Annotated in this window: 12 protein-coding genes; 5 read left to right on the top strand and 7 right to left on the bottom strand. The window is 66.3% G+C overall.

All coding sequences use genetic code 11. The features are described 5' to 3' along the window. Window positions 1-130: 130 nt before the first annotated feature. The 5 genes from J0A91_RS09470 to msrA (J0A91_RS09490) all read right to left on the bottom strand — a co-directional run bounded on the left by J0A91_RS09470 (window position 131) and on the right by msrA (J0A91_RS09490) (window position 6,197). Window positions 131-1,516: a glutamate--cysteine ligase gene (locus J0A91_RS09470; RefSeq protein WP_069204709.1), complete on the bottom strand. Its 1,386-nt coding sequence runs from the start codon at window positions 1,514-1,516 to the stop codon at window positions 131-133. Window positions 1,517-1,749: 233 nt separating this feature from the next. After that, on the bottom strand, window positions 1,750-2,490 hold the full coding sequence (locus tag J0A91_RS09475) for a 16S rRNA (uracil(1498)-N(3))-methyltransferase (RefSeq protein ID WP_069204710.1): 741 nt from the start codon (window positions 2,488-2,490) through the stop codon (window positions 1,750-1,752). Then, window positions 2,490-4,721, bottom strand: a complete 2,232-nt coding sequence (locus J0A91_RS09480; RefSeq protein ID WP_069204711.1) for a ribonuclease R family protein — start codon at window positions 4,719-4,721, stop codon at window positions 2,490-2,492. The genes J0A91_RS09475 and J0A91_RS09480 overlap by 1 nt, the downstream gene beginning before the upstream one ends. A gap of 18 nt (window positions 4,722-4,739) precedes the next feature. Beyond that, on the bottom strand, window positions 4,740-5,474 hold the full coding sequence (locus J0A91_RS09485) for a potassium channel family protein (RefSeq protein ID WP_069204712.1): 735 nt from the start codon (window positions 5,472-5,474) through the stop codon (window positions 4,740-4,742). A 174-nt stretch (window positions 5,475-5,648) separates the two neighbouring features. Continuing rightward, the gene (gene msrA / locus J0A91_RS09490) at window positions 5,649-6,197 is read right to left on the bottom strand and encodes a peptide-methionine (S)-S-oxide reductase MsrA (protein WP_069207186.1); all 549 of its coding nucleotides are present in this window, start codon (window positions 6,195-6,197) and stop codon (window positions 5,649-5,651) included. Between the two features lie 104 nt (window positions 6,198-6,301). On the opposite strand from msrA (J0A91_RS09490), the gene galE reads away from it, so the two are divergent. From galE to msrA (J0A91_RS09505), 3 genes are all read left to right on the top strand, one after another. Further along, window positions 6,302-7,300, top strand: a complete 999-nt coding sequence (galE, locus tag J0A91_RS09495; protein ID WP_069204713.1) for a UDP-glucose 4-epimerase GalE — start codon at window positions 6,302-6,304, stop codon at window positions 7,298-7,300. A gap of 247 nt (window positions 7,301-7,547) precedes the next feature. Next, window positions 7,548-8,945: a M20/M25/M40 family metallo-hydrolase gene (locus J0A91_RS09500; RefSeq protein ID WP_069204714.1), complete on the top strand. Its 1,398-nt coding sequence runs from the start codon at window positions 7,548-7,550 to the stop codon at window positions 8,943-8,945. Window positions 8,946-9,022: 77 nt separating this feature from the next. After that, window positions 9,023-9,688: a peptide-methionine (S)-S-oxide reductase MsrA gene (msrA, locus tag J0A91_RS09505; protein WP_150127075.1), complete on the top strand. Its 666-nt coding sequence runs from the start codon at window positions 9,023-9,025 to the stop codon at window positions 9,686-9,688. On the opposite strand, the gene J0A91_RS09510 is transcribed toward msrA (J0A91_RS09505), so the two are convergent. Next, the gene (locus J0A91_RS09510; protein ID WP_069204715.1) at window positions 9,685-9,948 is read right to left on the bottom strand and encodes a hypothetical protein; all 264 of its coding nucleotides are present in this window, start codon (window positions 9,946-9,948) and stop codon (window positions 9,685-9,687) included. The two genes, msrA (J0A91_RS09505) and J0A91_RS09510, sit on opposite strands and share 4 nt — an antisense overlap. A gap of 328 nt (window positions 9,949-10,276) precedes the next feature. On the opposite strand from J0A91_RS09510, the gene J0A91_RS09515 reads away from it, so the two are divergent. Continuing rightward, entirely contained in the window at window positions 10,277-10,552 is a 276-nt protein-coding gene (locus tag J0A91_RS09515; protein WP_169833113.1) for a hypothetical protein, read from the top strand. Window positions 10,553-10,600: 48 nt separating this feature from the next. Next, the gene (gene ung, locus J0A91_RS09520) at window positions 10,601-11,302 is read left to right on the top strand and encodes a uracil-DNA glycosylase (protein WP_083224934.1); all 702 of its coding nucleotides are present in this window, start codon (window positions 10,601-10,603) and stop codon (window positions 11,300-11,302) included. A gap of 144 nt (window positions 11,303-11,446) precedes the next feature. Here ung and J0A91_RS09525 read toward each other — a convergent pair whose 3' ends face one another. Further along, window positions 11,447-12,274 carry an alpha/beta fold hydrolase gene (locus J0A91_RS09525; RefSeq protein WP_069204718.1) on the bottom strand — a complete coding sequence of 276 codons (828 nt, stop codon included), beginning with the start codon at window positions 12,272-12,274 and terminating at the stop codon, window positions 11,447-11,449. Window positions 12,275-12,298: the final 24 nt, after the last annotated feature.

A 12,298-nucleotide genomic window follows, 5' to 3' on the forward strand; every position in this document is an offset into this window, starting at 1 on the left:
CGTATCGAGAGCAGGTATCGAAGCACAGGCGATCGTGCGGGGCATGTCCTTCGATACACTGCCTCGATACGCCCTTCGGGCTACTCGGCGGTTACTCAGAACGAGCGGAGTTGAGGGGAGGCATTGAACTCTAGAACTTCATATCCTCGTAAACCCGACTGACGTCGCCGTCCCAGACGCCGTGATACTTCTCCAGCAGAACTTCGGCCGGCACCTTGCCGCTCCGCACGACTTCGCGCAGCGGATCGAGGAAGCCGGTTTCGTTGCTGCCGCCCGCGTCGAACCGCGCGCGTGCGGACAGGCCGGCGTGAGCGATGTCGAGCACGTCGCCGGCGATGTCGCGCAAGCGTCGTCCGCCCGCGATCGGCGCGTCGAGGCCGAGCTTGGGCACCGACGACCGCAGCGCCTCGCGCTCCTCCATCGTCCAGTGCTTGACCACGTCCCACGCTGCATCGAGCGCGGCATCGTCGTAGAGCAGCCCGACCCACAACGCCGGCAGCGCGCAGATCCGGCTCCATGGTCCGCCATCGGCGCCGCGCATTTCGAGGAAGGTCTTGAGCCGCACTTCGGGGAAGGCGGTGGAGAGATGGTCGTTCCAGTCGTCGATCGTCGGCAGTTCGCCCGGCAGCACCGACAGCTCACCCTTGAGGAAATCGCGGAACGAAAGGCCGGCCGCGTCGATATACGTGCCTTCACGGTAGACGAAGTACATCGGCACATCGAGCGCGTACTCGGCGTAGCGCTCGTAGCCGAACCCGTCCTCGAACACGAACGGCAGCATGCCGGTGCGCGCCGGATCGGTGTCCGACCAGATATGGCTGCGGTACGACAGCATGCCATTGGGCTTGCCTTCGGTGAACGGCGAATTGGCGAACAAAGCGGTCGCGAGCGGTTGCAGCGCGAGGCCGACGCGGAACTTCTTCACCATGTCCGCCTCGCTCGCATAGTCGAGGTTGACCTGGATGGTGCAGGTGCGCAGCATCATGTCGAGCCCCATGCTGCCGACCCGTGGCATGTGGCGCAGCATGATCGCATAGCGGCCCTTGGGCATGATCGGCAGTTCAGCGCGGGTCTTGTCCGGCCACATGCCGAGCCCGAGGAAACCGATGCCGAGTTCGTCGCCGACCGTCTTGACCTGTTCGAGATGGCGTCCGGTCTCGGCGCAGGTCTGGTGGAGATTGTCGAGCGGCGCGCCCGACAGTTCGAACTGGCCGGCGGGTTCGAGACTGAGGCTGCCGTCCGCGCCGGTCATCGCGATGACGTTGGCGCCATCGGGGCCATTCTCGATCACCGGCTCCCAGCCGAAGCGCTGGAGTCCCATCAGCAGATCGCGGATGCCGCCTTTTTCGTCATAGCTCGGTGCGTGATGATCGCCGAGCGCATAGACGAATTTTTCGTGCTCGGTGCCGATCCGCCAGCGGTCCTTGGGCTTCTCGCCCTTGGCGAAGCTCGCGATCAACTGGTCGCGGTGCTCGATGACCGCGTGCTTGGCGGAAGAGGCGGTCTTGGTGCTCATCGCCGCGCCTTAGCGGGGCGTGCGGGGCTGCGCTAGAGGGTGGCGAAACGATCGGTACAGAATCGCTTTCGGTACTATCGTCACCCCAGCGCAAGCTGGGGTCTCGTGCGGCTCCTGTCCCGAGTCTCGCTAGAGACCCCAGCTTGCGCTGGGGTGACGAAAGTGGCCGGGTTCGGAGCTTCGCCCGACCCGCCGGCCGTTCGAGGTGATGCGCTTGCGCGCATCACCTCGAATCACCAATCTCCCCTTGCCGCCATCCACAGGCTCGCCGCCGCCGCCGCCGCCGTGTCGGCGCGCAGGATGCGGGGGCCGAGCGAGATGCCGATCGCCTGTGGCAATGCGCGGATTGCTGCGCGTTCGGCGTCGTCGAAGCCGCCCTCCGGGCCAATCAGGATCGCCGCCGCCGCGCCGCCGTCTCGCATCGCCGCCAGCGCGGGCACGCCGCCCGCTTCGTCGGCGAAGAACAAGGTGCGATCCGCCGGCCATTCGCGCAGCAGCGCGGTAAGCTTCACCGGCTCGGCGAGGTCGGGCACGGCGGTGCGGCCGCATTGCTCGGCCGCCTCGATCATATGCGCGCGCAACCGTTCGAGGTTGAGCCGATCGACCACGGTTCGCCGCGTCAGTGTCGGCACCAGTCGCGCGACGCCGAGTTCGCAGGCCTTTTCCACCAGCCAATCGATCCTGCCCTTCTTGAGCGGGGCCGCGCAGAGCCACAGATCGGGGACATGCTCGCGCTCGCGCAGTTGCTCGCCCACATCGAGCAGCAGGTCGCGCTTGCCGACCATGCTCGCGACCCCGAGCCACTCGCCCGACACGCCGTCGAACAGCTTGACCGGATCGCCGATCTTGGTCCGCATCACCGAGACGAGATAATGCGCCTGCGCGCCCTCAATGCGAATCTGGCCTGGTCCGAGTGGCTGTTCGACGAACAGCCGGGGCGTCGATTGCGGTGGCCATGCAGGGGTAGCGATCATCAGCGGCGTTTGCCTTGATGCCGGATGTTGGCCGGTCGCCCGCGCCGCTTGATGACGCGCGGGCCGGCGCGCTCTTCGCGTGCGGGGCGTGCGCCGCCCTCGACCATCTCGAAGCGCAGCGCGCCCGATACCGGGTTCGATTCCGCCAGCCGCAATTGCAGCCGCATGCCGCTGGCGTAGACGGTGCCGCTATCCTCGCCGACCAGCCGCTTGCCGGCATCGTCGTAGCGAAAATATTCGCGCCCCAGATCGCGCACCGGCATCAGCCCGTCGCCGCCGATCCCCTCGACCGTCGCGAAGAAGCCGAAGCTGGCGACGCCGGTGATCCGCACATCTACGATCTCGCCGATGCGGGTGGCGAGGAAGGCGGCGACATAGCGGTCGATCGTGTCGCGCTCGGCTTCCATCGCACGGCGCTCCAGCATCGAGATCGACTGGCCGATCTTCTCCATCGCCGCCGCTTCGCCCTCGGTCAGCCCGCCTGCGCCCAGCTTATACGCATCGACCAGCGAACGGTGGACGAGAAGATCGGCATAGCGCCGGATCGGCGAAGTGAAATGCGCGTAACTGCCGAGCGCGAGGCCGAAATGGCCGTGGTTTTCGGGCGCGTAATAGGCCTGGGTCTGCGTGCGCAGCACCTGCTCCATGATCTGCGGGCGGAAATCCGCCTCGCCGACTTTGACGAGGATATGATTGAACGTGCCCGGCCGCACCACCTGACCGAGCGCGAACTCGACGCCGAAGGTCTTGAGATACTCCTTGAGCGCGACGAGCTTCTCGCGGCTGGGCGGCTCGTGGACGCGGTACATCACCGGCGCCTTCTTCGCCTCCAGCGCCTTGGCGGCGGCGACGTTGGCGGCAATCATGTAATCCTCGATCAGCATGTGCGCGTCGAGACGCTCGCGCGGCGCGACCGAGAGGATTCGACCCTTTTCGTCGAGCATCACCCGCCGTTCGGGAAGATCGAGATCGAGCGGCGCGCGTGCGGCACGGGCCTTGGAGAGCGCCTTCCAGCAGCCCCAGAGGGGCGTGAGGATAGGCAGCAAATCCGCCTCCCGCGATTGGGGAAGGGAGGAGGTCGCGCGATCCATCACCGCCTGCGCGTCCTCATAGGCGATATTCGCCACCACCCGGATCACGCCGCGCGTGAAGCGCCAGGTCTTCAGCGTGCCGTTTTCGGCGATGCGCAGATGACAGACCAGCGCTGCGCGATCGACGCCCTCTTTCAGCGAACAGATGTCCGCCGACAGTTCTTCGGGCAGCATCGGTACGACGCGGTCGGGGAAATAGACACTGTTGCCGCGCCGCCGCGCGTCCTTGTCGAGCGCGCCGCCGGGGCGGACGTAGAAGCTCACGTCGGCGATCGCGACGATCGCCTGCCAGCCGCCAGGGTTGGCGGGGTCGTCGTCGGGGGCGGCCCAGACCGCATCGTCATGGTCGCGCGCGTCGGCGGGGTCGATCGCGACGATCGGCAGGTGGCGCAGATCTTCACGATCCTCGCCCATATGAAGCCCGGCGACGCGGTGGGCTTCGTCGATGGCTTCGGGGGCGAAGGCTGTTGGAATACCGAGTTTGTGGATCGCGATCATCGAGAAGCTGCGCGGCGCGAAGGGGTCGCCGAGGATCTCGGTCACGCGCGCGGTGATGCGCGGCGGGCGCCCCGCCTTCTCGGCCAGCACGAGATCGCCGGGCTGGGCGCCGCCCGCGTCGGAGACCTGGAAATCGCGGCGATCCTTCTTCTCGACGCCTTGCAGCCAGAGCTTGCCGCCCTCCTCGTGGAGCACGCCGAGAATCAGTTCCTCGCCGCGCGCGAGACTCTTCATCGGATGCGCGATCCAGCCGTTGCCGGCTTCTTCGGTGCGCGCCAGCACCCGATCCCCCACGGCGAGCGCGCCATGCTTGCGTTCGCGCACGCGGAGGCGCGGCGCAGGCGTTTCCGCCTCCCAGCGTTCAGGCACCGCCCAGACGTTGCCGCCGTCATCGACATCGGCGATGCGCAGCACCGTCACCTTGGGCAGACCGCCGAGCTTGTGGAAGGCGCGGCCGGGGGCGCTGTCGATCAGCCCTTCGTCGGCCATGTCCTTGAGCAGCGCCTTGAGCGCGATCTTGTCCTGCGCGCTCAGCCCGAAGGCGCGCGCGATCTCGCGCTTGCCCGCAGGCGTGGGGGAGGTGGAGATGAAGTCGAGGACCTGCTCGCGCGTGGGCAGGCCGGGCGGGGTACGCTTGGGCATCCGCCAGAGATAGGGTGGTTAGGCGCCCGCGTCACCTTTTCCCGACGGATCATCGGCATGGGCGAGATGGAGCGCGACCAGCCGGGCGAGCAAGGTCGCCGGGAAGAGATGCCCGAACACCGATTCGAGATTGACGAGGCTGCGCGCGATCGGGTGCATCGGCACGATATCGCCGAAGCCGGTGGTGGTGATGGTGACGAGGCTGAAATAGGTGAGCGCAGCCGTCCGCGCGCTGGCGGGATTGGCGAAGCGTAGCCCGTCCGACATGACGATCGCACCTGGCGCGCGCGTCTCGATCACGCCGTAGGCGATCGCGAACAGTTGCGCGACGTTGAGATAGACCAGCACCGCGCCCTGCAACCGATGGCTGGTGACCCGCCCGGGGCCGAACACGTGGCGCGCGATCAGCGCCGTCACCAGCCCGTTGAACACGAAGGCGGTCAGCGCGATCGATTCGTGCATCGTGACCGCAGTGAGACCGCGCGACGCGACCGCCTGTTCGCCGATGATCGGCCCGATCGCCAGCCCGGCCAGCGCCGCGAGCAGCAGCGCGCGCATCATCCGGTTGTGCGCGAGCACCGCGACCGAGACGGCGGCGAACGCGAGATGCCCGGCATCGAGCACGACGTGCCAGCCGGGATGCTGCGCCGACAACGGAATCGCCACGAACAGCGACACCGCCTGTACGATCAGCAGGGCGCTGAGCGCACGGTCGGCATGCGGGGGTGGGGTGGAGACGGAGGGCGCGGTCATGATCCGCCGTTTCTACCACGCTGCACGAACCAGCGGTGAACAACACCGTCGCCCCGGCGCAGGGCATCCCATCAAAGTAATACTCTGATGGGGCCCGAAGGCCGGGACCGTTACGCACTTTGGCGAACCGATTGCTCCGCAACCAGCGGCCCCGGCCTGCGCCGGGGCGACGATTTACGCGGTCGCGTCGGCGGTTTTGGAGCGTTTGGCGAAGCTCTTGCGCAGCTTCGCCAGCTTGGGCGGGATCACCGCGAGGCAATAGGGATTGCGCTGGCCTTCGCCTTCCCAATATTCCTGATGATAGTCCTCGGCCGGATACCAGTGGGACGCCGGCTCGATCGTCGTCACGATCGGCTTGGGCCAATCCGCGCTGGCGCGTTCGATCGCGGCCTGCGCTTCCTCGCGCTGGTCGGGCGAGGCGGGGAACAATGCCGAGCGATATTGCGTCCCGACATCGTTACCCTGGCGGTTGAGCTGCGTCGGATCGTGCGTGGCGAAGAAGATGTCGAGCAGATCGGCATAGCGGACCTGATCCGAATCGAACGTAACGCGGATCGCCTCGGCATGGCCGGTATCGCCGCCGCACACCTGCTTGTAAGTCGGGTTCGCGACCGTACCGCCGATATAGCCGCTCTCGACCTTCTCCACGCCGATCACGTCGGCGAAGACTGCCTCGGTACACCAGAAACATCCGCCCGCGAATGTCGCGACTTCGCTCGCCATTATCTGCTCCTTCTTGATAGCCATGAAGATAGGGAGCGATTGGCGCGGCGCAATCTCCGGTGGTAGGCGCGGATACGGGTGCGATGCAGCATAGGGGTGATTCGATGATCGACGGCGCGGTTCTGGTAACGGGCGGAGCGGGCTATATCGGCAGCCATGCGGTGCTGGCGCTGCTCGACGCGGGCTACCGCGTGGTAGTGGTCGACAATCTCGTGACCGGGTTTTCCTGGGCGGTCGATCCGCGCGCGATGCTGGTCGAGGCGAACATCGAGGATGACCATGCGGTGCGCGCCGCGATCCGCGACCACGGGGTGCGTGCAATCCTGCATTTCGCCGGATCGGTGGTGGTGCCCGAGTCGGTCAGCAACCCGCTCAAATATTACCGCAACAACACCGTCGCGACGCGCGCGCTTCTGGAAAGCGCGGTGGCGTGCGGCGTGCCGCACTTCATCTTCTCCTCCACGGCCGCGACCTATGGCACGCCGGCCAAGATCCCGGTCGTCGAGACCGATCCGACCGTGCCGATCAACCCCTATGGCATGTCCAAGCTGATGACCGAGACGATGCTGCGCGATGTCGCGGCCGCGCACCCGATCAACTATTGCGCGCTTCGCTATTTCAACGTGGCGGGCGCCGATCCGCAGGGCCGCTCGGGCCAGTCGACCGCCGGCGCGACTCATCTCATCAAGGTCGCGGTCGAGGCGGCGACGGGCAAGCGCGCGTCGGTCGGCGTGTTCGGCACCGATTTCGACACGCCCGACGGGACCGGGGTGCGCGATTACATCCATGTCAGCGATCTGGCGGCGGCACATGTCGCCGCGCTCGACCTGCTCACCGCCGATCCGGCCAAGAGCCACACGCTCAACTGCGGTTACGGGCGCGGCTTCTCGGTGCTGGAGGTGCTCGACGCGGTCGATCGCGTGACCAACGTCAAGATCGAGCGCAAGATCGAGGGCCGCCGCGCGGGCGATCCCGCCGCGCTGGTGGCGGACAACAGCGCGATCCTCAAGGCGCTGGAGTGGCGCCCGCAGCGCGACGATCTCGACCTGATCGTCCGCGACGCGCTCGCGTGGGAGCGCGTGCTCGCCGAACGCGACGCGTAGGCGGTCGGCCTTCTCCGGCACCGGCGAGCCTTCGTAAGTCTTGTTCTCCCGCGCACGCGGGAGTCCAGGGCCGGGAACGTTGCAAGTTGGGTTTTGCTTGGCTCTGGGTTCCCGCTTTCGTTGGAACACGAGAAGGTTTTGCGGGGTCGCAGGAACTTCCGCAGAAGTTTCGCTTGCGGGGTTTCGCTCGACTTTCCCGCACCCAAGACGCTAGCCTTTGACTTTCTACGAAAAAGGGGCGGGGCGGATGCGAAGGATGGCGATGGCGCTCGGGCTGGGCGCGGTGATGCTTCCAGCGGCCGTTTCCGCGCAGGCCCGGCCCGACCAGCAGCCGTTCTTCACGCTCTACAAGGAGCTGGTCGAGACCAACACCACGCTCCCGACCGGAAGCTGCACCGACGCCGCCGCCAAGATCGCGGCGCGGCTTGAGGATGCCGGCTATCCGGCGCGCGACATCACGCTGTTTTCCGCACCCGACCACCCCAAAGAGGGCGGCATGGTCGCGATCCTGGCGGGCAGCGATCCGTCGGTGAAGCCGATCCTGCTGCTCGCGCATCTCGACGTGGTCGAGGCCAAGCGCGAGGACTGGAAGCGCGATCCGTTCAAACTGATCGAGGACGGCGGCTATTATTACGCGCGCGGTGCCGCCGACGACAAATCGATGGCAGCGATCTGGGCGGACAGCCTGATCCGCTTCCGCCGGTCGGGCTATCGCCCCAGGCGCACCATAAAACTCGCGCTGACCTGCGGCGAGGAGACGACCTACGCCTTCAACGGCGCGGCGTGGCTGGCGAAGACCAAGCCCGATCTGATCGCCGCCGAGTTCGCGCTCAACGAGGGCGGCGGCGGGCGCTACGGCGCGAACGGCAAGCCCGAGGTGCTCGCGATCCAGGTCGGCGAGAAGGCCGCGCAGAATTACACCTTCGCCACCACCAACCCCGGCGGGCACAGTTCGCAGCCGACCGCGGACAATGCGATCTACCAGCTCGCCGATGCGTTGAAGGCGGTGCAGGGCTACACCTTCCCGGTGCGCTTCAGCGACACCACGCGTGCCTTTTTCACCGCGATGGCGGCGACCACGCCAGCGCCCGTCGCCGACGCGATCCGGCGGTTGCTCGCCAACCCCGACGAGGCCGAGGCGGCGGCGTTGCTGGCCCGCGACAAGACCTTCAATTCGACGCTGCGCACCACCTGCGTCGCGACTTTGGTGTCGGCGGGCCATGCCGAGAACGCCTTGCCGCAACGCGCCACCGCCAACATCAACTGCCGCATCTTTCCCGGCGAGACGGTCGAGGGCACGCTCGCCAAGCTGAAGGAGCTGGCCGGGCCGAACGTGACCGTCACCATCAATGCGCCGATCCGCCCGACCGCGATCCCCCCCGCGCTCGACCCGAAAATCCTCGGCCCGGCCAAGGCGGTCGCCGAGCGGCATTTCCCCGGCGTGCCGATGCTGCCGCTGATGTCGACCGGCGCGACCGACGGCATCTTCTTCGAAGCGATCGGCATTCCCGTGTACGGCGTGCCGGGGCTGTTCTTCGATGCCGATGGCAATGGCATTCACGGGCTCAACGAGCGGATCGGCGTGAAGTCGCTCTACGAGGGGCGCGACTATCTCTACGATCTCGTCAAGGCTTATGCCGGCTAGGCGTTTGGCAGCGGTTCAGCCGAGGGGGTGTAAATCGGCCGCCTGTCACCGATATCGGTGACATGGAGACCCTGGTGATGAAAACCGTGCTTGCAGGATTGAGCGTCGCTGGCATTGCGACGTTCGCACTCTCGGGTGGCGCGGCCAGCGCCGAGCGCGCGGTGCCGATCCCGGCGGCGCTGCATGATGTCGCCAAGACCGGCGGTAGCCAGGTGGCGGTGCTGGCAGGCGGCTGCTTCTGGGGCATGGAAGCGGTGTTCGAGCATGTGAAGGGCGTGAAATCGGTGACGGCGGGCTATGCCGGCGGAACCGCGCGCACCGCCACCTACGAGCAGGTGAGCAGCGAGACCACCGGCCATGCCGAGGCGATCCGCATCGTCTACGATCCCGCGCAGGTGAGCTACGCGACGTTGCTGCGCGTCTATTTCTCGGTCGCGCACGATCCGACCACGCTCAACCGGCAGATGCCCGATAGCGGCACCAGCTACCGTTCGGCGATCTTCCCGCAGACCCCGGCGCAGCGCGCGGTCGCCGCGGAGTATATCGCGCAGCTTGGCCAGACGCATGTGTTCAAGGCGCCGATCGTGACCAAGATCGAGAGCGGCGGCTTCTTCCCGGCCGAAGACTATCACCAGCATTTCTACGACCGGAACCCGAGCCACCCGTACATCGTGCGGTGGGACAAGCCCAAGGTCGCGGCGTTCAAGGCAGGCTTCCCGGCGTTGGCGACCAAGGCGGCCTAGTAGCGCGTGCCTTCCTGACTCGGCGATTGGAAGTGGTTGGTCTGGACGGTCCGTGAGGTGTCCTTGTCGTTCTGCTCGCCGATTTGAGTCCATTCGGCGCGGGTATGACAGACCTGATGCGTGAAGATCGAGCCGGTCTGTTCGATCCCACGGCAAATCCGCTTGTTGGGATCGGCAGCCTTCTTGTCGCCGGCGGTTGCTGCGCTCGATACGGCGACGGCAAGAACTGCGAACGAAACGGTGCGAAGTGCGTGGTGCATGCAAATGTCTCCCGGGCGCTAACCGACGGTCGCGATGGGTCGTATCGCTAACCTTTCCCGTTTTACGCTGCAAGCGCGAAGTCTTCGCGTTTATAATCATAAGTTTGGCCTGTTAAGTCAGCGCGATGCGCCGTAATCCAAACTATCGGCGCAGCATCATCCACGCCGCGAGCCGCCGGAGAACTCGTCGGGGCCGCGAAGACGAGGAACACGCATGGATGGCAGAGCCATCGCGGCCGGAGTGGCGTAGATAAAACGCTATTTTACCGTGAGTTAATGAACTATCGCCGATATGGATGTTAAATAAGGTGTACACGTGTCGTATAAGATGACCCTCGGTGCAGGGTTCCTCGTCCTGGTTGCGGTCGCAACCCCTCATCTCGGCGTGTTGGCCGCACCGGGCGTGGGGGTGCGGCCGGTATTTTTTCGGGTGGTGGCCTCGACCGCGCGCTTGCCGGCGTTCGTTCCTCCGTCGGTGATCGTGGTGCCGGCGCCGGTCGCGGCGGTTGCGGATCTTCCCGTATCCGGCGCGGTCTATGGTGACGCCAAGATCGCCGATTTCGATCCCGAGCACCCGCCCGCGCGGATGGGCGAACCGGGCTGACGTTTGCGCGTTGACAGGCGCATCACCGATCCGGCAGCACGCGCCGAGATGAGCGACCACATCACCCTCCATCCCGAGTGGCGCACCGCGCTGCAAGCCGAGTTCGACAGCCCCTATATGGCCGAACTCAGGGACTTCCTTGTCGCCGAGAAGGCGGCGGGCGCGCGCGTGTTCCCCAAGGGCAGCGCGTGGTTCCGCGCGCTCGACCTGACCGCACCCTCATCGGTGCGCGTCGTCATTCTCGGGCAAGACCCCTACCATGGCGAGGGGCAGGCGCATGGGCTGTGTTTCTCGGTGAAGCCGGGGGTGCGTACCCCGCCGAGCCTCGTCAACATCTACAAGGAAATGCAGGCCGATCTCGGCATCGCGCCGGCGCGGCACGGGTTCCTGGAGCATTGGGCGAATCAGGGCGTGCTATTGCTCAATTCGGTGCTGACGGTGCGGATGGGCGCCGCCGCCTCGCACCAGGGGCGTGGCTGGGAGCGGTTCACCGATGCGGTGATCCGCACCGTCGCGGCGTCGCCCGAGCCGATCGTGTTCCTGCTGTGGGGTGCTTATGCGCAGAAGAAGGCGGCGTTCATCGAGGATGTGACTCGCGGCGGGCGGCATCTGGTGCTGAAGTCCGCGCATCCCTCGCCGCTGTCGGCGCATAACGGGTTCTTCGGGAGCCGGCCGTTCTCGAAGGCCAATGCTTTCCTGCGTGAACAGGGCCGCGAGCCGATCGACTGGGCATTGCCGGAAGCGGTGTAGCGACATCCTCAACCGTTCGTGTCGAGCGAAGTCGAGACACCGGCCACAGCGTTCGTGGCACATCCCTCGACTTCGCTCGGGACGAACGGAGTGGATGCGGGAAGGGCGCGGCAGGTTCGCCGCGCCCTTCTGCATTTCAGGGGATCAGCCCTTCACGAACGCCAGCAGATCGGCGTTGATGACGTCGGCGTGGGTGGTCGGCATGCCATGCGGATAGCCGGGGTAGGAGATCAGTTTGGCGCCGGGCACCAGCGTCGCCGAGACCTTGCCGGTGGTCGGGAACGGCACGACCTGATCGTCCTCGCCGTGGAGTACCAAGGTCGGCACCGTGATCGCCTTCAGGTCGGCGGTGAAGTCGGTCTCGGAGAACGCCTTCACCCCGAGCGTGTGGGCGAGAACGCTGCCCATCATGCCTTGCCGCCACCAATTCTGCCGCACCGCCTCCTTCACCTCGGCGCCGTCACGGTTGTAGCCGAAGAAGGGCAAGGTGAAGTCATAGTAGAATTGCGCGCGGTTGGTGGCGGTCTGGTCGCGGACCATGTCGAACACTGACATCGGCACGCCGTCCGGGTTGCTCCCGGTCGCCACCATGATCGGCGCGACCGCGCTGACCAGCACCGCCTTGGTGACGCGGCCCGGCTTGGCTTGCGCGACGTAGCGGGCGACTTCGCCGCCGCCGGTCGAATGGCCGATGTGGATCGCGTGCTTGAGATCGAGATGATCGGTCAGCGCGACCACGTCGGCGACATAGGTGTCCATGTCATGCCCGCTCGCCGATTGCGACGAGCGGCCATGCCCGCGCCGGTCATGCACGATCACGCGGTAGCCTTCGTTCAAGAAGAACATCATCTGCGCGTCCCAATCGTCGCCGCTGAGCGGCCAGCCGTGGTGGAACATGATCGGCTGCGCGTCTTTCGAGCCCCAGTCCTTGTAGAAGATTTCGGTGCCGTCGGCGGTGGTGATGGTGGCCATGATGATGTTCCCCTTTGGTCGTGC

This window comes from Sphingomonas panacis (assembly GCF_001717955.1).
In the GTDB taxonomy this organism is placed as follows: domain Bacteria; phylum Pseudomonadota; class Alphaproteobacteria; order Sphingomonadales; family Sphingomonadaceae; genus Sphingomonas; species Sphingomonas panacis.

Coding starts and splice junctions, on each gene's coding strand:
- J0A91_RS09470 (WP_069204709.1), bottom strand. CDS start 1,516: ATGAGCACCAAGACCGCCTCTTCCGCCAAGCACGCGGTCATCGAGCAC.
- J0A91_RS09475 (WP_069204710.1), bottom strand. CDS start 2,490: ATGATCGCTACCCCTGCATGGCCACCGCAATCGACGCCCCGGCTGTTC.
- J0A91_RS09480 (WP_069204711.1), bottom strand. CDS start 4,721: ATGCCCAAGCGTACCCCGCCCGGCCTGCCCACGCGCGAGCAGGTCCTC.
- J0A91_RS09485 (WP_069204712.1), bottom strand. CDS start 5,474: ATGACCGCGCCCTCCGTCTCCACCCCACCCCCGCATGCCGACCGTGCG.
- msrA (WP_069207186.1), bottom strand. CDS start 6,197: ATGGCGAGCGAAGTCGCGACATTCGCGGGCGGATGTTTCTGGTGTACC.
- galE (WP_069204713.1), top strand. CDS start 6,302: ATGATCGACGGCGCGGTTCTGGTAACGGGCGGAGCGGGCTATATCGGC.
- J0A91_RS09500 (WP_069204714.1), top strand. CDS start 7,548: ATGCGAAGGATGGCGATGGCGCTCGGGCTGGGCGCGGTGATGCTTCCA.
- msrA (WP_150127075.1), top strand. CDS start 9,023: ATGAAAACCGTGCTTGCAGGATTGAGCGTCGCTGGCATTGCGACGTTC.
- J0A91_RS09510 (WP_069204715.1), bottom strand. CDS start 9,948: ATGCACCACGCACTTCGCACCGTTTCGTTCGCAGTTCTTGCCGTCGCC.
- J0A91_RS09515 (WP_169833113.1), top strand. CDS start 10,277: ATGACCCTCGGTGCAGGGTTCCTCGTCCTGGTTGCGGTCGCAACCCCT.
- ung (WP_083224934.1), top strand. CDS start 10,601: ATGAGCGACCACATCACCCTCCATCCCGAGTGGCGCACCGCGCTGCAA.
- J0A91_RS09525 (WP_069204718.1), bottom strand. CDS start 12,274: ATGGCCACCATCACCACCGCCGACGGCACCGAAATCTTCTACAAGGAC.